This is a genomic window from Sporosarcina limicola, from assembly GCF_014873855.1.
Lineage (GTDB): Bacteria > Bacillota > Bacilli > Bacillales_A > Planococcaceae > Sporosarcina > Sporosarcina limicola.
In genome coordinates, this window is sequence record NZ_JADBEL010000007.1 from 1 (window position 1) to 20632 (window position 20632).

The 20632-nt window shown below is 36.9% G+C and carries 19 protein-coding genes and 2 pseudogenes; 13 read left to right on the plus strand and 8 right to left on the minus strand.

Annotation, left to right across the window (positions count from 1 at the left end; translation table 11 throughout):
- Positions 1-226 precede the first annotated feature (226 nt).
- Both H4683_RS07870 and H4683_RS07875 read right to left on the minus strand, forming a co-directional pair.
- Positions 227-1120 (minus strand): manganese catalase family protein, encoded by an 894-nt coding sequence (locus H4683_RS07870; RefSeq protein WP_192598308.1) that lies wholly within the window; start codon positions 1118-1120, stop codon positions 227-229.
- Between the two features lie 33 nt (positions 1121-1153).
- Positions 1154-1375: a YuzF family protein gene (locus tag H4683_RS07875; protein ID WP_192598309.1), complete on the minus strand. Its 222-nt coding sequence runs from the start codon at positions 1373-1375 to the stop codon at positions 1154-1156.
- A 249-nt stretch (positions 1376-1624) separates the two neighbouring features.
- On the opposite strand from H4683_RS07875, the gene H4683_RS07880 reads away from it, so the two are divergent.
- Entirely contained in the window at positions 1625-2128 is a 504-nt protein-coding gene (locus tag H4683_RS07880) for a DUF3231 family protein (protein ID WP_192598310.1), read from the plus strand.
- Between the two features lie 130 nt (positions 2129-2258).
- On the opposite strand, the gene H4683_RS07885 is transcribed toward H4683_RS07880, so the two are convergent.
- Together H4683_RS07885 and H4683_RS22595 are read right to left on the minus strand one after the other, a co-directional pair.
- A complete protein-coding gene (locus H4683_RS07885) occupies positions 2259-2459 on the minus strand; it encodes a hypothetical protein (RefSeq protein WP_192598311.1) in 201 nt (66 codons plus the stop codon).
- A gap of 226 nt (positions 2460-2685) precedes the next feature.
- Positions 2686-3051, minus strand: coding sequence for a hypothetical protein (locus H4683_RS22595; RefSeq protein ID WP_476715136.1), 366 nt, complete (start codon positions 3049-3051; stop codon positions 2686-2688).
- Positions 3052-3129: 78 nt separating this feature from the next.
- On the opposite strand from H4683_RS22595, the gene H4683_RS07895 reads away from it, so the two are divergent.
- Positions 3130-3408, plus strand: a complete 279-nt coding sequence (locus tag H4683_RS07895) for a hypothetical protein (protein WP_192598313.1) — start codon at positions 3130-3132, stop codon at positions 3406-3408.
- Positions 3409-3413: 5 nt separating this feature from the next.
- Here H4683_RS07895 and H4683_RS07900 read toward each other — a convergent pair whose 3' ends face one another.
- The 3 genes from H4683_RS07900 to H4683_RS07910 all read right to left on the minus strand — a co-directional run bounded on the left by H4683_RS07900 (position 3414) and on the right by H4683_RS07910 (position 6907).
- Entirely contained in the window at positions 3414-5162 is a 1749-nt protein-coding gene (locus tag H4683_RS07900; protein WP_192598314.1) for a GMC family oxidoreductase, read from the minus strand.
- Between the two features lie 15 nt (positions 5163-5177).
- Positions 5178-6008, minus strand: coding sequence for a gluconate 2-dehydrogenase subunit 3 family protein (locus H4683_RS07905; protein WP_192598315.1), 831 nt, complete (start codon positions 6006-6008; stop codon positions 5178-5180).
- A gap of 272 nt (positions 6009-6280) precedes the next feature.
- The gene (locus tag H4683_RS07910) at positions 6281-6907 is read right to left on the minus strand and encodes a YesL family protein (RefSeq protein WP_338062427.1); all 627 of its coding nucleotides are present in this window, start codon (positions 6905-6907) and stop codon (positions 6281-6283) included.
- A 442-nt stretch (positions 6908-7349) separates the two neighbouring features.
- Between H4683_RS07910 and H4683_RS07915 the strand changes: the two genes are divergently transcribed.
- The 3 genes from H4683_RS07915 (at position 7350) to H4683_RS07925 (ending at position 10482) form a co-directional block, all read left to right on the plus strand.
- Entirely contained in the window at positions 7350-8630 is a 1281-nt protein-coding gene (locus H4683_RS07915) for a sugar ABC transporter substrate-binding protein (RefSeq protein WP_192598317.1), read from the plus strand.
- Positions 8631-8724: 94 nt separating this feature from the next.
- On the plus strand, positions 8725-9642 hold the full coding sequence (locus tag H4683_RS07920; RefSeq protein WP_192598318.1) for a carbohydrate ABC transporter permease: 918 nt from the start codon (positions 8725-8727) through the stop codon (positions 9640-9642).
- 33 nt (positions 9643-9675) lie between these two features.
- The gene (locus H4683_RS07925; RefSeq protein ID WP_192598319.1) at positions 9676-10482 is read left to right on the plus strand and encodes a carbohydrate ABC transporter permease; all 807 of its coding nucleotides are present in this window, start codon (positions 9676-9678) and stop codon (positions 10480-10482) included.
- Positions 10483-10544: 62 nt separating this feature from the next.
- Here the strand turns inward: H4683_RS07925 and H4683_RS07930 are convergent, their stop codons facing one another.
- Positions 10545-11900, minus strand: a complete 1356-nt coding sequence (locus H4683_RS07930; protein WP_192598320.1) for a helix-turn-helix domain-containing protein — start codon at positions 11898-11900, stop codon at positions 10545-10547.
- A 261-nt stretch (positions 11901-12161) separates the two neighbouring features.
- Between H4683_RS07930 and H4683_RS07935 the strand changes: the two are divergent.
- The 8 genes and pseudogenes from H4683_RS07935 (at position 12162) to H4683_RS07965 (ending at position 20620) form a co-directional block, all read left to right on the plus strand.
- Positions 12162-13168: pseudogene (locus tag H4683_RS07935) on the plus strand (NAD-dependent epimerase/dehydratase family protein).
- Complete coding sequence (locus tag H4683_RS07940; protein ID WP_192598321.1) at positions 13169-14224, plus strand: dihydrodipicolinate synthase family protein; 1056 nt, start codon at positions 13169-13171, stop codon at positions 14222-14224.
- Between the two features lie 12 nt (positions 14225-14236).
- Entirely contained in the window at positions 14237-15235 is a 999-nt protein-coding gene (locus tag H4683_RS07945; protein WP_192598322.1) for a zinc-dependent alcohol dehydrogenase, read from the plus strand.
- Between the two features lie 46 nt (positions 15236-15281).
- Positions 15282-15470 (plus strand): annotated as a pseudogene (locus tag H4683_RS21315) (gfo/Idh/MocA family oxidoreductase); the annotation flags it as partial.
- A gap of 534 nt (positions 15471-16004) precedes the next feature.
- The gene (locus H4683_RS07950; RefSeq protein ID WP_192598323.1) at positions 16005-17744 is read left to right on the plus strand and encodes a cache domain-containing sensor histidine kinase; all 1740 of its coding nucleotides are present in this window, start codon (positions 16005-16007) and stop codon (positions 17742-17744) included.
- Between the two features lie 9 nt (positions 17745-17753).
- Positions 17754-18470, plus strand: coding sequence for a response regulator transcription factor (locus H4683_RS07955; protein ID WP_192598324.1), 717 nt, complete (start codon positions 17754-17756; stop codon positions 18468-18470).
- Between the two features lie 94 nt (positions 18471-18564).
- The gene (locus H4683_RS07960) at positions 18565-19869 is read left to right on the plus strand and encodes an ABC transporter substrate-binding protein (RefSeq protein ID WP_192598325.1); all 1305 of its coding nucleotides are present in this window, start codon (positions 18565-18567) and stop codon (positions 19867-19869) included.
- A gap of 70 nt (positions 19870-19939) precedes the next feature.
- The gene (locus H4683_RS07965) at positions 19940-20620 is read left to right on the plus strand and encodes a hypothetical protein (protein ID WP_192598326.1); all 681 of its coding nucleotides are present in this window, start codon (positions 19940-19942) and stop codon (positions 20618-20620) included.
- Positions 20621-20632 lie beyond the last annotated feature (12 nt).

A 20632-nucleotide genomic window follows, 5' to 3' on the forward strand; every position in this document is an offset into this window, starting at 1 on the left:
CGGAATCTTATAAAGGAATACATGGAGTAGAATACAGCATCTCGGATATACGCTGAACTAAAAAGTACCGGGCGGTTTTTGCCCGGTTTTTCTTATTGCGATTGATCAGCGACCACATTGAATTGAAGTAACAACTAAATAAGAAGCTCATGGCCACTTCGCAAACGTTGATATGTTCGCGTTTATCTTGTGGCCAAGATTCAATTTTAAAATGAACTATTTTTGATTATATATCTGACAACAACCGCCGAGCAATTTGCTCATATTCATCTCTGCCGATACCAGGTGCAAACTCTTCAGGAATATCTTCAAAATCAGGAATTGCATAGCCTTTTGGCATGCCTTCTCTTACAATAAGTTTTTCACCACTACTTGGATTTGTCCCTTTCCAAATCTGGCGTATGTCCTTGTATTCTCCAGTATCATTCCAAGTAAATAATACATTACCGTACCCTTGATCTTCATATTTTCTTGCAGTATCAAAGACACGATTATCTAAATTGGGTATTGGTAGCATCTTTGTTAAATCAGTGCCTGTGGCCATTTCTATCGCTTTTGCATAAGCGAGTATATGTGTACCTCCCCGAACGAGCAAATAGCCAATCATTTCTCTTGCTGTTGGATGGTCTGTCATTTCATATACTCGCATTTTATGCGTTCTTGCTCCGCATTCAAGAAAGAAGTTATGCAATAGGTCAAGGACTAGATTTCCGCTAGAAAACACATAGTCTCCGCGCCATGGATTGCCCATGGAGTCTCCAGGCATTGAAGTTTGCGCATTTGCTATGAAGGCATACGTATTCCGTTTGTTAGTAGCGTCTTGTAAAGGTGTCAAGTTAGGATCTGCCGTAAATGACGTACCTTTGTTCACTATATTTATCGTGTTAGAAACCAGTTCTACGTGGCCGAACTCCTCAGCCGTAATACTTGCAACTAAATCATAGAAAGGCCTGAGCTTGCCTTTCTGCCTAAAATTAAATGATTGGTACATATAGTTATTAAGCGTCGACATTTCTCCAAACTTTCCACCCAACAGTTCCTGAACCGCAGAAGCTGCGTTAGCATCCCCGTATTCTGGGATAGGAAGATCAATCGGTAATTTATTTACACGTTTGATCAATTGATTCACTCCTCTCATTTGAATTTTTGGAATTCATGAAAGTGTAACCCATACGATTTCCTGTACTCGAACGTAAAATGGCGTGCCGCTCACTTCAATTACAACATGATCTGGCATGACTGTTATTAGTGAACCTTGTATTGGATTTTTCGTCGTGTTAATAACGATATTTTTTGACCTGAAACTTAGTAAGGTTTGATAGAAGTAAGGGTCAAATGCACTTACCATTTTGACTTCCGATTGTTGTCCATTCATGCTTTTCCCACCTCTCCTCATAATCGACCTAGTATATGGGGGAAAGCGGAACTTTATGATTATGAGAACCTGCACGCATCTCAAATTTTCAAGATCAAAAAAATAATTAAAGCGATGGGGTTTTTCGAAAAAATGAGTTGTGTAAGTTTATTATGGAAAGGCGCCATATTTTTTTGAATGGTATATAAATTTTCAAATTACACATAATACAAATGACATATTATTTGTGAAGTCAAAAGGAGTGTTTACGTGGGAATATTAAGTGGAAACTCCAAAAACGAACCAATGCATTACGGAGAAGTGATTGGAGTTTGGGCATTTATCGGAGCAAATAATGGCTTGATAAGTGCCTATGAAGTGTTTATAAATCATGCAAGTGATGAAGAATTAATTTCCTTTTTGAGGGAGTCTATTCAGATGATGCAATCTGAAACGAAGGAAGTTGGAAAGTTATTAAAAGCAAATGGCATTACTTTGCCACCTACCTTACCTGAACGTCCAAAGGCGAACGCTGATGATATCCCAGCAGGGGCCCGCTTCATGGACCCTGAGATTAGTGGAGCTATATCCATTAATGTCGGCCAGGGACTTGTGTCATGTAGTCAAGTTATGGGGCAGTGTTTACGAGAAGATATTGCAATCATGTTTGGTAAGTTTCATGTAGAAAGAGCAATGCTTGGCGGCAAACTATTGGCACTAAATAAAGAAAAAGATTGGATTATACCACCACCTCTTCAAACGAGTCCTTCCTAAGAAGTACTCCGTGAAAAAATCAGATCAATTATCTGTTCTTTTTTCTTTGCTTTAAAAATATTGTATAATATCTTTTGTGATAAAATGGACATACAGCCACCTTCTATTAAAAGAGGGCGGCTGTTTTTGATTAATACCACGCACCATTTGGCGCATAGTGATACCATTCATGTTCGTAACACACTTTTAAGCATTTCTCTTTTCTATCGACAACTACTTTACGTATGTTCTCCAGTGAGTGTTTTTCTTTTTCTATTTGCCCCATCGTTGCAGTGTGTTTCGCATGCACTCTCAAGAGTAATTCTTTTGTTTTCTGATGCAGGTTATCCATCAGATTTCCTCCTTTTTCATAAAGCAACACAAAAGCAACACAAGGTCTAACAAAAGCTACATCTATAAGAGTTTTGACCTTATTTGCACGTCTACCTGGGACGTAAGTAATTGGGCGATAAAGCCCGATATAAACTGCCTACCGGCGAGGGAGCCCCCGAAAGAGTCGGGGGGCTTGATTGAAGGGTGGCGAGGGGAAATTTTTCCCTCGTGGGTTTGGGCAAAGCCTAAAGTCTTTTCTTTTGAAATTGGGGGGAAAGAATGTGAACCGTTGCGAGAATCGGCAAAGGTGAAAAATGCTTTTCTGTTACTAGGAAAAAAACAACGGCTGCAGGCGATTTCAAGACGCCGAAGTTTTTCGAGGCAGCGAACCGAATGGGAACAAAATGCAACACCCCCTGCGGATTATTCAGACGGAAGATAGAAATGGCAATTCCGTTACGATTGTGACAAGCTGTTTCGATCTTTCCGCGAAGGAAATTGCAGATCTTTATCGTTATTGCTGGAAGATTGAAACGTTCTTTAAATGGATGAAGCAACATATGAAAATCAAATCCTTTTAAGGAAAGAGCCAGAATGCCGTTTACAATCAAATCTGGATTACGCTCATCACCTACTGCTTAGAAGTGCTACTTCAACTGAAAGTTGGGGATACAGGAAGTTTACTGAACTTGAAAAGAACCCTGGAAACCCATCTATTTAAAGGGATTAAAGCTTTTAAAAAAGCCTTATTCCGTAAGCCTACCCGAACTTCAAACGGCCGAAGGAAACAGAATTGGCTAGCTGAGTTTAGCGTAATTGAGCAGCAATTTTCCGAAGGTGGGGTGAGCCATTTAGCCGATTTGACAAACGAAATAATTATTTATGCAACGCCACTGAGGATAGATAGAAAAAATACGCCTGAAAAGGCGTATTTTTTGATGGCTTTGAACCTTTCTTTTCTATCTTGATACTATTAAGCTTGAAAGATTTTCCGTTTTCCTTCAGCCAATTGGCCGCCTCCGTTTTTGAGATACTTCTCAATCCCTTCTGACGCCCGATAAGCCAACGCTCCAATCGTTGCGGTCGGATGATGTCCTCCGAAATGTGGAAATGCAGAACCGCCCACGACAAAGAGGTTGTCTACATCCCACATTTGCAAGTAGTTGTTCACTGCAGACGTTGCTGGATCGGCTCCCATAACGACTCCTCCCGCATAATGCCCGCCTTGATAGATGTGATCGAATTCTTCCGGGACCACGTCCTCATCGATAATATCTGCACCCATCTGTTCCATGATTTCCTTGGATTTTTGGACACCGAATTTGGCAATCGTACGATCCTGATCTGTATATTTATTCGTTATACGCAGGAGGGGGTCATTAAACTCATCTTTATACGTTGGATCTAAATCCAAATAATTATGCCACCAAGACATGATTGCCGGGGTATACCATACCACCAGATTTCGGTTCGTATAAAGAATAGACTTTTCTTTAAACTCTGCACCCCATCTTGGCGTACCTTTTGGGACATGATTACTGGCAATAGCCGCATCGCCATACTGTCTAAGTTCAATGCCCCCACCGTTAATGAAATTTAAATTCGTATGATCGAAATTATCACCTGCAAAATCACTTAATGCACCGCCTAATGCGCCTGCTCCCATATAGAGATTAAATTTGCGTTTATTAAAAAATCCTCGAGCACCCAAAAAAGTGACATTAAATTGACCGTTGAAGTTTCTTCCAATCACACCTTTTCTCGTCTTTGGATTATAAGGCTGACCGATAGTAGATAACAATAATAAACGGTTGTTCGTAAATGTAAAAGCAGCTAATACGACTACATCAGCAGGCTGTTCATATTCTAGTCCGGTGTTTGTATCAACATACAGCACACCCTTGGCTTTGCCGCCTTCGTACAAGACACGGCGGACGTAAGAGTCTGTTCTTACCTCGAAATTACCCGTCTTTTTGGCTGTTGGAATCACCGTTACCAGCGGATCTGATTTCGCTCCGAAGTCACATCCATATTGTGTGCAATAAGAACAAAACATACATTGATTCAGTACTTCACCATCCGGATTCTCGTAAGTTTGCGACAGATTCCCTGATGGAACCTGATAGGGGTGATAACCTAACTGTTTAGATGCCTCTTTAAATAAAGAAATGGCTGGTGATTCCATCATCGGCGGGTTCGGATAGTCATTTGAACGCTCTTCACCAAACGGATCCCGTTCACCGGATATGCCGGCTGTTTTTTCAAACCGATCATAATACTTTTCAAAATCAGCATAGGTGATTCCCCAGTCCTGTAGCATCATGCCTTCCGGAATCTTCTTTTTGCCATAGCGTTCAACGGTCTTGCTATATATTTCAAAATCATAAGGCATAAATCGATACGTGGCTCCTGCCCAATGGACACTACCGCCTCCTAAATCCGTACCAGCCATCATTTCATGACGCGTTCTTACAGGTAATGCGATTTCCTCCAGCGTATTACGGGAAGTAATGGTTTCAGGAGAGAGATTCTGCATCATTTCAAATCGATTTGTAAAACGTAGCTCATCTTTAACGCCCGTGTAATCCTCCCTCTCTTTATTCCCCCCGCGTTCGAGTGCGACAACTTTATAGCCTGCTTTAGCTAGCTCGGCTGAGACAATGCCGCCAGCCCAACCTGTTCCCACTACAACCACATCTACTTTTTCTAGTTTTTTTACCATGTGAACCACCTCCAATTATCCGTAAGTTTGGTAATCCTTTAAACTTTCTTGATCCATAATAATAAATTCTTTTTCTTCTATCTGATTCATATATCCCATCCGTGGACCAGGATATTCTTTCATTTTCCATCCCATCATTTCTTTATTGCCGCCATATAAAGGATCTGCATAAGCCCCTTCTATAGTGGTCTGCAAAAGTAAATTGAAAAAGGTCTGTGCTTCTATCCCTGTTAAATTGATTTTGTTATCTTCAAACATGTGTAACATTTCATCTTGCTGATCTCCTGTCGCTTCTACAAACTTCATACCGAATTTTTCCTGGGACACGCTATCGAATTTTCTTAAACCTATGATGAAAATTTCGCTTCTATTTAATCGCGTTTGGTACCTAGGAGTAGGGGTCGGAGATTGCGTTGCTGTATTAGGCCCTTGATTATCCTGATTCCTTTTACTATCTTGATACCCTTGGGCTTGAAGGTTTTGGGTGAAAGGACCTCGCATATAATCCTTGGCGTTCATTCCCCACGACCCGGCCAATTGTTTATCAATGAAGTAGGGAACACCCAATTCAATCGCACCCGGACCGTTGTCATTTTTCGGGAAAATACGTTCCGTTGCTGCAGATAATATATCAAAATCTTCTTTACGGCTGAAAAACATTCGAGCATCTTGTAAGTTTGCCATGTCTTTTTTGTTAGGTACCGTTTTTTTCTGAAACTGGTTTGTCAACAAGCCCCCAAATAATGATCCGCCAACTACACCGCCAGCAACCAATCCGCTATTTTTAAGAAATTGGCGTCTACTTAACCCCTCTTTCCCGTTCGTATCAGATGGTTTATCTGTCATTACGTTTTCCTCCTCAAAGGTAAGTTTTACTAATGTCAACTTCTATTATTTCCAACATTATCCGTAAATAAACACACTTGTTTGCCGCACAGGCAAACAACAATTAATAGAATATCAATAAACACAAAAAACCAGCGATTTATGTCATCTGCTGGTTTCTTGGTCTTTCAGTTTTTCTTCTTGTAGCTATAAATTTAAATCTGCAGCTTCAACACCAAAATCGACAATATAATCGCCAAGTGTGAAGCCTTTCATAAGCACGCTTGTCTTGATTATGATTGAATTTTTTTTCGTCTTTCTATTCTCGCAAACGCTCTAAAACTTATCAAAGTAGCCAAATATGCAAAAATACTTCCAGTAAAAAAGGGGGTAATCCCAGGGGAAATCGTAGCAATAAAATAGATGACTACCGCTGAAGCGCCTATAGCAATGACTTCAATGGGGGATGTAATTGCTATTAAGAAAGACTGTTTGATGTATTGAAAGAACTTTAAATTAAAATTTGCATAGACAGGAAAAAAAACTAATAATGTAACGACGCTTGAAATAAGTATGAAACTTAATAGAGGGAACAAGAATTGCAATTCACCGTTATTTAACTGCAAGAAATAAAAGTCGAAATACAAGAAGTAGCCAATGAGTAAGAAAATAAGTCCTAAACCATTTACTTTTAAAAAGTCAGTACGGAATAATGTCCAAAATGCAGGGAATATTTTGAAATCCTTCTCGTCATTAATCAATTTACGGATAATCGCAAACATGGCAGCTGTAGCGGGAAAAATTCCAAAAGCGATTAACCCAACTAATGTAAACAGTATCCAAAGTACATTAATATAAGCTAATTCAATCATTCTATAAGCAATTCTATTGAATTTATCCCAACCAACCAAACTTCTCACCTCTCAAAGCATAACTATATGTTAAAGCCTATCTTAATTACAACTATTTTTCCACATATAAAGGCTGCAAGAACTTCAACTATTAATAAATGCACGGCTTTAATTAAAGACGCTTTAGAGACTTGTCTCTTGTTAAGAAATAATGTAGGGTAATAATCAGTAGTCAAACAATTGCGTAAAGTCTGTCTGTTAAGTTAGTTCAGAATGATAGCTAAAAAGTTATCTTATAAGTATTTCTCTGTTTACCTTAGTAACGGAAATTTGAAGTAATAGTTTAGGGGAATGATAGCGCTTTCACTTCCGCCTTTTGACTACTACATAGAGAAAGCATGGTCTGGAAATAAGATAATGACTTCAAATATTAAAGGGGGTGGAATCATATAGTAGTAGTTAAACAGTGGCGTTGTCATTCTAATAATAAAAATTGAGAGGGGTCATTTGGATGAAAAAAATTGGTTTTTTTCTATTACTAATTTTAATGGGAGCACTAATTGTAGGATGTAGCGCAAGTGAGACTGGTGCAGGTGATAAAAAGACTAATGAAAAGAAATCAGAGGAAACAGGAAAGGAAGAGGGACTCAGTGGTGAAATAACAGTTTGGGCACATCCATTTACGGGCAATCAAGAAACTGAAGGAGCAATGTGGGATGAAGTCATTGCTTCATTTGAAGAAGAAACGGGAGTGAAAGTAAACTTTGAACAAATTCCATGGGCGAATCGTGACCAAAAAGTACTTACGGCCCTAGCAGCAAACAATGGTCCTGACGTGTTTTATGTGATACCAGACCAGATGCCACAATATGCTGATGCAGGTATGTTACTAGCATTGGATCCTTATTTAGAAGGCTTTGATATTGATGATTTTGTAGATACAGCATTAGTTTCTACTACTTGGAAAGATGAGTTATATGGACTTCCAATCTTACAAGAAGCGTACACGTATTTATATAATGTCGATGTAATCAAAGCGATTGGCGAAGATCCAGAAAATTTACCGGCAACGTGGGAAGAGTTTGAAAAGTGGGCTGAAAAAGCAAAAGACAAGGATTTTTATGCCACAAGTTTTCAAGGTGGCGGGTCTATGAATGGAACGCTATATCCTTTCTTATGGCAAGCGGGTGGAGATGTTATCACAGCAGATAATAAAGTTTTGATAAACAACGAAGCAGGAGTAGAAGCATTTGAGTTTATCAATAAGATGTATAGCAATGGTTGGATCCCGAAAGATTCAATTACAGCAATGGAACATGATGCGCTATGGGAAGGCGGAAAAATGTTAGCAGTTCAAGGTTCAGGTATTTCAGTAAGTCGTATGTTAAGCCAAAATCTTTTTGAATTTGTTATTGCTCCACCGATGAAGAATAAGGAACAATTAACTTATGGAACAACAGGTATGTTCGTAGCACCCGCTAATACGGATAATCCAGCAGCAGCAGCAGAGTTTATCAAAGTGATGACAAACTCGGAGAATCAGAAGAAATTTAATACAGTCACACAGTATATACCTACTAGGGAATCGGCCAAAGATATCTTTGGAGAGCAAAAATATCTTGCGCAGCTAGCGACTTATACTGAATTTGCATTGCCTGGGGTTATTCATCCAGAGGGACGTACAATTATGCCATTAATTCAAGCAGAACTTCAAACAATGATGGAAGGGAAGAAAACACCACAAGAAGCAGCAAATGACGCTGCAAAAGCTATCGAAGGTAAAATTAACTAATGAAATGTTAGCAAAGTAGAGAGTTTGATCGCTTATCGAACAAACTCTCTGTTACTAACTTACATATGAAAGGGTGATTACACTGAGTAAAGCATTGACTTCTAAAAAGAGTAAGTTGCCACTCGGAGAAAGAGTGAAGCGTGAGTGGAACCGCAATGCTATTGTATATATTTTTCTAATCCCTGTTTTAGGCCATTTTATTGTTTTTCAAATATATCCTTTTATATTGAGCTTTTATTTAACATTTATGGATTGGAAGGTAATTGGTGACCCGGAATTTGTAGGACTTAAACATTGGAAGTACTTTCTAAGTGATAAATTGGCTTGGAAGGCTATTTGGAACACGGTCAAGTTTTCCGCATATTATATTGTGCCAACGATGGGATTAGGGTTGATTTTGGCGTTAATTATTAATTCAGGTGTTAAATCAGCTAAATTCTTTAAAGGAATATTCTTCTTGCCCGTTGTTACTTCATTTGTAATCATCGCAGGGATCTGGGGGTGGTTATTTAAAGGAACAGAGGCAGGGATGATCAACTACTTGCTAAGTTTTATAGGTATTGAGCCACAATTATTTTTATCGAATTCCAGTCAAGCCCTAGCAGTGTTAGCGGGTTTGAGTATTTTTAAGGTTGCTGGGAGTACGATGATTTATTATTTTGCGGGACTTCAGTCAATTGATCAACAATTGTATGAGGCTGCACGGATTGATGGTGCCTCATCTTTTAAAATATTTTGGACGATAACATTTCCATTATTAAAGCCCATTCACTTTTTTGTTGCGATTACGACAACGATTGGTTCTTTTCAAATTTTCGACTCTGCTTATTTATTAACAGGTGGGGGGCCGAATTACGCTACGACAACCATTGTATATTATTTGTATGAACAAGGATTTACGAGTCTTAACTTAAGCTATGCAGCTGTACTTTCCTATATATTATTTTTTATTATCTTAGTTGTTTCGCTTATACAACGAAAGTATCTGGGCCAAGAATCCAATAATTATTAATCCTTAGATGTTGGTAGAAAGGAGACTGAAAAAATGCTTAAAAAGGTGATTTCATATACAGCGTTAATTGTGTTAGGGTTTTGTTTCCTATTGCCCTTTCTTATTATGATTTTAGGATCTTTTAAGGACGTTCAATATGCACAATTAGATCCGCTATTTTGGATTCCAGATCAACCAACAATGAAAAACTATCTCTATATAATGAGAGACGGAATATTTATGAGATGGATCCTCAACTCTGTTATTATTACCGTTATTCCAGTAGCGAGCCAGATGATATTTTGTGCGGTTTTAGGATATATTTTTGCGAAGAAACAATTCCCCGGACGAGAAATCATATTCTGGATTTTTATGGCGGTTATCATGATTCCACAACAGCTATTAATTATTCCGAAGTTCATTATGTTTTCTGGTTTTGGTTGGATAAATACATATTGGGCGTTGATCATTCCAGAATTATGGGGAATTATGGGTGTGTTTTTAGTTAGACAATTTCTACAAAGTATACCGAATGATTTAGAAGAAGCTGCATATATCGACGGTGCGAATGATATACAAATATTTTTCAAAGTAATTTTGCCACTCTCGGTTCCAGTCGTTGCGACAGTAGGAACATTTTCATTTATCTCAAATTGGAATGATTTATTTCAACCATTAATTTACTTAACGCAAGAGAAAATGTTTCCAGTTACGCTAGGTTTAGCTTCAATGCTTGGGAAAGAAGGGAACTTTGGCATTGAAATGGCTGGTTCGGCAGTTTCATTTATACCGACTTTTCTAATATTCTTATTCTTCCAGCGTTACTTCACGGAAGGAATTCAAATGTCAGGACTAAAATAGTAGCAATCGCTAGAAAGGAGTGTAGGAGAGCGTTTATAATCATCGGCGCATAAAAGCATTAGTTAACTTTGCTCTTCTTCAATAAAGCTTAAGCGATAAATACGGCGGGGTCTTCCTTTATGTGTTGCTTTTTCCTCGCCGACGATATCAACCAGTTCAGCATCCATCCATTTTAAAAGAATTCGGTTGGCGCTTCTAATGGTTACATTGAGCGTTGAAGCTAATTCTTGTGCTGTATAATCAATTTTTTTATGCCTAGAAACACGTGCCATTAGTTTTGTCATATAGGAAGCAGACATCCCAGATTTTTTGGCTTTATCTAGTAGGTGTGGATCGGTAATGGACAAATTGTATCTTTCATATTGTTTATGAGTCGTTATATCAACAGGACCTAAGACACTTCGATCTTCACGAACAATATAACAAACGTTTCCACCTAATTCCTTGGATTGCCAAAGTGCTAATCGTGCGTGATTGCCTGCTTCCGCAGCGGTCCTTCCAAAGCCAACACCAAGACTTATCGTAATGCCAAGTTTACTTTTAACATCTTGGAGTAAGGGAATAAATTTATATCCCCTTGTTTCACGTTCGAAAATACCACGAGTCGTAATGAATGAATATTCTTCTCCACCTAAATTGGTCAGATGCCCGTCAAGGAGTTTAATGTAATCAAGTAGCATTTGTTGGGTATTTAATTTTAATAATTGAACATCATGCTCGGAAGAATATTTCTCTGAGACACCTTTAAAATTATCGATGTTAATTAAGCCGAAGACAATTTGTGATTCTTTATTTCTTCGTGTATTCGTTGCTAAGAGGGCTCGTTCCAATGAAACAATCATATCTTGTTGAGTTGGTGTTACCCACTCATGGGGAATACGGAGAGTGGATAAACGATTAGCTACATCCTGAATCCCAGTGAGTGCAATTGCGTTATGTTCCTGATAATTGTCTATATGGAATTGTACAACTTCCTCAATGATTGTACTTTGTGAGGGATTTCTATAGACAAGGAGTTCATAATTATCTTCTTCAAGCTCTGACAAAATTTGTTCAACATACTTTTCTTTAACTGTATCAATGGATAAGCATTTTAAATTATACCTACTTTTAATAATAAATAATGATCTATAAAGTCCAGTACCCATTAAAGGCATATGGTGTACTGGGATTGTAAATTCAACAACTTGTTTAACTAGATTGTATGAGTGATATTCTGTAAACATTAAAACTTCGACGTCATTCATTAATTCCTTTGTTATATCTGGGGTTAAACTGCTAGGCTCGATGATTCGAAAAACGGGTTTAAAGTTAGGAAAGGTTTTCAAGGTTTCCCGTGTTTGGTCGATAAGCGCCTTTGGTCCAATTATCCCGATATTAATATCTGAATTATCCTGCAAGTTGTTTTTTCTGAGCATGAGCATGTCCCTCCTTGTCATTGTAAAAAACTAAGTTGGTAGGCAGGTGTCTCTTAATCTAATGTTTCGTTTATAATACTTTCTTATAGGAAGTCTGTCAAAAACGAGGAAATATAGCCCGGAAACATGATGAAAGCACTGTGTTATTAAAAGACCTAATTAAGACTTGTCTTTTAATATAAGTCTACATACAATGTAAGTGAATAACAATTTTGATATATCTGATAAAAGTTTTATATAAAAACAAATAGGAGTGATGAAATGAAGACGATTGCAGAGCTAGAGGACTTTATGACGAAACCATCTTCACAGTTAATCAATGATCTTAGATTAGTAGATGGTGATATCTTAATTTTAGGTATTGGCGGAAAAATGGGACCAACATTAGCTAAGATGACGAAAAGAGCGCTGGTTTGGATAAAAAAGTGATAGGGGTATCACGGTTTTCATCCGGTAGTTTAAAAGAAGAGTTAGAAGACTTCGGAATTGAAACAATCGCTGTAGATTTATTAAATGGTGACCAGCTACAATCACTACCAGATGTGAAAAATATTATTTTAATGGCGGGAAATAAATTTGGAACTGCTGGGAATGAACATTTTACGTGGGCGATGAATGCCTATTTACCTGGTAGGATTGCAGATAAATTCAAAAATTCACGCATTGTTGCATTTTCATCTGGAAATATTTATCCATTAATAAATGTAGTTAATGGTAATTGTTCTGAGGAGATAGCCGCGAATCCAATTGGTGAATACGCACAATCTTGTTTAGGAAGAGAGCGTGTCCTTACAAACTTTTCGCGCACTAACGAAACATCAATGCTCCTATTCCGACTGAATTATGCGATTGACATGAGGTATGGGGTGTTAGTAGAAATTGCCCAACATGTCTTGGAAGGTAAAGCTATTGATCTAACAATGGGGAGTGTAAATGTTATTTGGCAAGGAGATGCAAATGAATATGCAGTACGGTCATTACTACACTGTGATACCCCACCTAAAATAGTAAATGTGACTGGGCCAGAGACCATTTCAGTCCGTTGGTTGGCAGAAGAATTTGGGACGCGATTTGATAAAGAACCACTATTCCTTAATGAAGAACAGCCCACGGCATTATTAAATAATGCATCCAAAGCACATCAATTATTTGGCTATCCAAAAGTATCACTTCAACAAATGATTGATATGACGGCAGAGTGGCTGAAAAATAATGGGGAAACATATAATAAACCAACTCATTTCCAAGAGCGAAAAGGAGCATTTTAAATGTTGAGTCCTGCTGTGAAAAAACAATTACACGATGGAACAGTCATTCCAGCGCATCCGCTAGCTCTAACAGAAAATCGGCAACTTGATGAAGCTAGTCAACGTGCACTTACTCGCTATTATATTGATGCAGGAGTAGGTGGGATTGCTGTTGGCGTCCATACAACTCAGTTTGAAATCCGTGATCCGCAGTTTAATTTATTTGAAAAAGTATTAACTCTTGCGATTGAAGAGATGGAGAAGGCACAAGTTCCTGATTCATTTATAAAAATTGGTGGAATTAGTGGACCCATCGAACAGGCAATTGAAGAAGCCAAGTTCATCAAAGCGATTGGCTATGATCTTGGGTTGTTGAGTATGGGAGGATTACAAAATGCCTCCGAGGAAGAGCTTCTATATCGGACTCGGAAAATAGCAGAGATTATTCCGGTTATTGGGTTTTACTTGCAGCCAGCAGTAGGTGGGCGCATTCTGTCCTATGATTTTTGGAGAAGGCTTGCCGATATACCTAATGTTCACGGCATAAAAATCGCACCTTTTAATCGATATCAATCTTTGGAAGTTATTCGTGCGGTTTGCCATTCAATAAGAAATGAAGAAATCGCTATTTATACAGGGAATGATGACAATATTATTAATGACTTGTTAACAATATATCAAATTAATGTAGAAGGAAAAAAGATAGAAAAACAGATTGTCGGCGGGTTACTCGGACATTGGTCAGTCTGGACGAAAACAACGGTGGCCATTTTTAATAAGATAAAAAACGTTCAATCAAAAGGCGAGATTCCAAGTGGATTATTAACATTAGGGCAAGAAATAACCGATGCAAACGCTGCTTTTTTCGACCCAAATAATCAATTTAAGGGGAGCATTGCGGGTATTAATGAAGTGTTAGCAAGACAAGGACTTTTAAAGGGGCGTTGGTGTTTACTTGATAAAGAAAAATTAAGCCCAAATCAAATGGAAGAAATCAATCGTGTGTATGCCGATTATCCGCATTTACATGATGATGCATTTGTGAAAGAGAACTTAGCCAAATGGTTCAAAGAGTAGGGAGAGAATGAAATGAAATCAATTGTTGCTAGGAGTCAAAAAGTCCATGTTATCGAGCGTATGAATCCAACGATTAAACCTTCCTATTTATTAATCAAAACACTACATTCGGTCATATCACCTGGGACTGAACTTAGCTTGATTGGAATTAGTGAGGACAGAGAAATAGCATTAGGCTATAGTGCAGTGGGGTCTGTTGTTAAGTGTGGTGAAGGTGTAGATGATTATCAAATAGGTGATATTGTTGCTTGTTATGGGGCCCCATATGTAGGGCATTCTGATTGTCTATTAGTTCCAACGACATTGTGTGCAAAGGTCCCGTCTGGCGTAGAGCCGAAGGAAGCTGCTTTAGCAGGAATTGGCGCGATTGCGATTCACGCGCTAAGGATTGCAAAACTTGAATTTGGGGAAACGGTTGTTATTGTAGGCTTAGGACTGCTTGGTCAAATGATTGCTAAAATAGCCAATGCTGCTGCGTATCATGTGGTTGCTTTCGATATTGAAGCAGAGCGGGCAGCAATGCTTCATGAAGAAGCCAGTATTCGTTCGTTTTCTACTATTCCGGAGATGGAAAGTGAAATAAAGAATGGTACGAAAAACTACGGGGCAGATGCGGTTCTTTTATGTGTGGGTGGTAAAGGTTCATCACTTACAAATCAAAGTTTAGGGTGGATCCGACATCAAGGTAAAGTTGTGATTGTCGGTGATATTGAACCGGACTTCCCTCGAAATCTCCTGTTTGCTAAGGAAGCACAAATTCTTATTTCACGGGCTGGTGGTCCGGGGCGATATGACCAAGTGTACGAGGGACAAGCAATCGATTATCCATACGGTTATGTACGATGGACTGAGGGAAGAAATGTAGCAGAGTACTTACGTTTAGTAAATGATAAGCGAATTAATGTCCAACTATTTTTAACGGACGAAGTTGATTTTCGTGATGTGCCAGCTGCTTATGATGATTTGATTAATAAAAAGACAATGACATTGACGAAGATTATTAACTATTAATGAGGATATTGAAACGCATTAATAGAGTGTCGCGTACTATTCCTATCAAATTAGTTTTATCAGACGTCATGGTGACAAATACCAAGCTACTCAAGCCATTCATAGATCAAGATGAACTTGGTGAAATTTATTGTGCAAAGGCTTCATGTTTAAGAAGACTTGGTAATCCTGGTGGCTGGTTTAGAATCAGATGGGGGACGGGCTTATTGATTTAGACGTGCATATGATTGATATATGATTTTATCAACTGTGTGTAAGAAGGAAGAGAATCGACTATCACAGGTTATGACGGTCTGAAATCATTAGGGGTTTCATTGTCAGCGTATGGATCAAGTAAATTTAAAAAGACGATTTCCTTATAGACGTCAATAGGGGCACTGGTTTTCATCAATTATGATAGAGAGCTGTAGTGTCCTTTTATTGTTTAATTCTTGGAATACGCGAGGTTCTAAAACGACACAGAATCGTTTGAAACCTAAAACCCTTAATTTTGATGAATTCTTGAATATGGAAGAAATCATTTAGAAAAAAGAAGTATTAAATTCCTTTGTGTGGTAGTTATTGGATAACGTTTCGGGTTATAATATTATTAGAAGAATATTTGTATTATTTAATATGAAAAATGCTGATGTGCGTGGATTAATTGACAGTCAACGAGAACTCAGTAGTTAACTTAAAAGATGTAAAGTTGGACGAAGCAGGTTTTGCTCTAGTAAAGATATATTATAGGCAATTCCAAAATTAGTAGATCAGGAGGGGATTCACTGTAATGACCTTAAGGAATAAGATATTCATTACTTTTTCATTATTACTATTACTTCCCCTTATACTTGTTGGAATAGTTGTTCAGAATATATTTATGTCATCTAAAAGTGAGGAAGTTATTACTAAAGTTGAAAATACGATTATTCAACTAAATTATAATTTAGATTTAATGTTGGAAGATGCATCAAGGTCTACAATTTCAATATTATACAATAAAGAACTAGTTGGTATTTTAAAGGGATATGATATGAACACCCCAATAAGCCATAAAAAGTACAGCCATGTTAAATTACTTTCATTGTTTTTATCGAGTATGACCTTTAATAAAGATCAAATCTATGGGATTCATATATTCGCAAAAAATGGTCAATTATTTAGTCATATGGATAATTATAGAATTGAAGATCATATTAATTTACAAGAGCAAGAATGGTATCTGAAAGCTAAAGAACAAGAAGGTGGTTGGATAACATATTATGATAAAAATCCTATTTATTATAAAAATAGCAGTGAAAAATATGTAAGTTTCTTAAGGTTACTAAGAGACCCAGAGAATCACAATGAGTTAGGAGTGATAAGAATTGACTTTGCACCTAAGTATATAAAGGAAATTACTGAGCAACTTGGAAGCGAGAACTGGCAAATATCCACAGCGCATGATGAACCATTAATAGGAAGCCAGAGTGATTATCTATTATCTAGCTGTCAAACAAATCAAAGCTGGATTAAGAATGAGCCATCAAATCAAAAGTATCTTTGTGTTACACATACATCAAGTAAAACTGGTTTGAAAATTAGTAATGTTATACCTAAAGATTATTTGCACAGTGAAATAAGTGAATTCAACAACTTTTTATTTTTGTTAATTGGATTTTGTCTGCTTATTTCTTTACTCATTTCTTATTATATGACGAACTATCTACTAAAACCGTTGGAATTATTAAAAATACGAATTAGGTGGTTTCAAGGAAATAAGTTATCAAATAACAATCGTATTCAGTCTAAGAATGAAATAGTTGAATTACGTACTGCTTACGATGGAATGTTATCTGATATAGATTATTTGGTTGCAGAAGTATATGAAATAAATTTGAGGAACTCGGAAGCGGAATACAAGGCATTACAGTCCCAAATGGACCCACATTTTATCTTTAATACATTAGAATCAATTAATATGAAGGCAATAGATAATGATCAGTTTGAGATATCGGACATGATTGCCGAATTAGGAAAATTAATCAGATATCGCCTGAAAAATGAAGAACAACAGATACCTTTGCAAGAAGAAATAATATTTGCGAAAACCTATGTAAATATTATGAAGAATAGATTAGAGAATGCCCTTGATGTTCATTGGGATGTTGAAGGTGAGAATGTGAATCATCTTGTTCCAAAATATATAATTCAACCACTAATCGAAAACTCAATAATGCATGGTTACAGTAATAAAGTCAAAAAAGTTGAGATACTTGTGAAAGCTAAAATGGAAGGATCTGCACTTACTATATCAGTTAGTGATAATGGTTCCGGGATAGACTACTGTAAACTATTAAAAATAAAGGAATCATTAAAACATAGTTTATTGAATAATGATTATGGGGAAAAAATTGAAAAAGTTAAAAATGGTATTGCTTTAGTGAATATCAACAGGCGGTTAAGACTTATTCATGGGATTAATAGTATGTTGCTTATTTCATCGGTAGTAGGCAAGGGAACTGAGGTAGATATTATCATTAGAAAGTAGGTGATAAGGTTGAAAAATGTCCTATTAGTGGATGACGAAAAAGTAATAAGAAAAGGAATAAAGAAGTTATTAGAGGATGTTATAACCGGTTATAAGGTGATGTGGGAAGCATCTAATGGTTGCGAAGCTCTTGAAATTGCAAATATAGAAGTACCTGATCTCGTGATTACGGACATCAGAATGCCAGAAATGAATGGTATTGATTTCATATCATACTTTAAAAAGAGGCACCCATTAGTATCAGTAATCGTAATCAGTGGTCATGATGACTTTATTTATGTAAGGGAGGCTTTGAAGTTAGGAGTGAAGGATTATTTATTAAAACCAATAAGTCGAAGTGATCTCGCAAGCATTCTCCAAAATATAAATAATGAGTATGCTAATAGTGACGATGTTATTAATCCAGGTGAGTCTATAAATATAAGTAAAATTAAAGATATTATTAGAAAGAATTTAGAAAAAGAGATAACGTTAAATTTTATTTCAAACACGCTAAATCTTCATCCAAATTATATTAGTCAACTATTTAAACGAAAGACAAATATAAAATTATCCGAGTACATAATGCAACAAAGAATAGATAAATCCAAAGAATTATTAACTCAAACTCAACTTAAAATATATGATATTGCGCATTTAGTTGGTTATGTGAATTCGAAACATTTTTCTGTAGTTTTTAAAAAAGTAGTTGGGAAGACTCCTTATCAATATAGACAAGGGATTTGAAATATCTTAATATTACAAACCATTTCTTAATACTATCCAATTATAAAGTGCTTACATTATTAGTATTATTGTAATAAGAAAAGGGGGCAAGGCTATGAAAAAGTATTCATTGATTTTTTTCAGTCTAGTATTGATTTTTCTTGTAGCATGTAGTAATGATGATTTAAAAGGTAAGAGTAAAGATGATGGAACGACTAACAGTGATGATGAAAAAGAGGACGTTGAATTGACATTTTCAATATGGGGAAATGATCAACACGCAGAAATGTATGAAGAAGTTCTAAAAGGATTTTATGATGAAAATCCAAACATTAAAGTAAAAATTGATCTTATCCCGTTTCCAGATTATCAGCAAAAGATGTCTGTACTTGCCGCTGGAAATGAATTACCAGACGTGGGTTGGGTTTCTGAAGCAATGGTCTCTCAATTTATCAAGAATGATATTTTAAGTGATATTTCTGATTTTAGTAAGGACGACAACTTTGATATGAACGATTTTATTCCGTCGACTTTAGAATTATGGAAACATGATGGAAAGCTATTAGGGTTACCGTTTTCTACACCACCTATGATTTTATATTATAACAAAAAAATGTTTGAAGAGGCTGGATTAGAAACACCGACAGAACTAGCTATGAAAGATGAATGGACGTGGGAACAATTTGAGGAAGCTGCTAAAGCATTATCGAGTGGTGAAGGAATCAATAGAACTTATGGGGCAAGGTTGTTTAGGGAATGGACTAACTTTGCAACGTTACCTTCTCATACAATTTCGTATGGTGGGTCAATCTTTTCTGATGATATGAAAGAGTTTACGTGGAATTCTTCGGAAGGGGTTAAGACTTTTGAAATGCTGAATCGTATGATGTTTGAGGATAAGTCACATGTACCACCAGGTGAGAATATTGAATATGAAGGTGGAAAAGTCGGAATGTACTCCGCCATGTATAGCTATATGACAAATGCAAGAGAGATTACTGACTTCGAATGGGATATTGCCCCATTGCCTAAAGGACCTAATGGAAGGGCACCATTACTTGGGCAAGCGGGAATTGTTGCATTCGAGGGCAGTAAGCATCCGAAAGAGGCAAAAGAATTATTAAAATTTTTGGCAAGTAAAGTAGGTATCCAGGCGCAGTCTATGTTCTTCGTTCCGGCAAGAAAAAGTGTACTAGAATCGGATGAATTTATTACCGTCCCTAATAACCCATCAAGAGAATCTATTCAGTTGGCTATGATTGATCAGATGAATGATGGCTATACGTACCCATTACATGAAGACTGGACAAAGATTGAAAGTGAAATTATCAAAGGTATTGATAAGCTGTTTGCGCAAATGGAATCACCAACTGTAATACTTGAGCAAATGGAAAAAGATATAAAACCTTTATTAAAATAAGAAAAAGTTACAAGATTAAAAGTAACGGTTTTTAATTCGTTACTTTTAATTTCATAAGGGGATATTGAAAATGGAAGCAATATTAAAAAAGATGTTATTTAGTGAGAAAATGTCTATAATCGCAAGCCTTCCGGAGAATCGTATGGATTTAGCGCAAGCTGCTATTGATGCGGGTGCAGATGGACTTAAATTTCATATTAATGTTTCACATCGGGCTAGTGGGAATAAATTCAAAGATGTAGAGTTTTATTTTGAAATGTTTGAAGAAGTAAGACGGAAATTTACCGGACCAATTGGTGCCGTCATAGGTGATGAAATTGAAAAGGTGCTTGGTGTAAAGACGAAACAGTTAAAGGATCTAGGCTTTAACTATTATTCATTATATGCAAAAGATATCGGGTCGAAACTACTACTTCAGAATGACTTGGAGTGTACAGTAGCAGTTAATGATAAGTTTTGTTACGAACGGGTACGAGTCATTGAGTCATTTAATATTCAGGCAGTTGAGCTGTCAATCGTGAAAAAAGAGGATTATGGAAGAACATTAAACTTTGAAGACTTAATTTCTTATAAAAGTTATCGAGATAATACGAAGCTACCACTTATTGTACCTTCTCAAAAAAATCTTGTGCCGGATGATTTATTGATGCTTCAAGAAATAGGCATCAATGCAGTTATGCTGGGAGCAGTAACAATTGGTAGTACAGTAGAATCTATTTTTGAAACGATTTCACGATTTACAAAAAAATAGAATGATTATTGA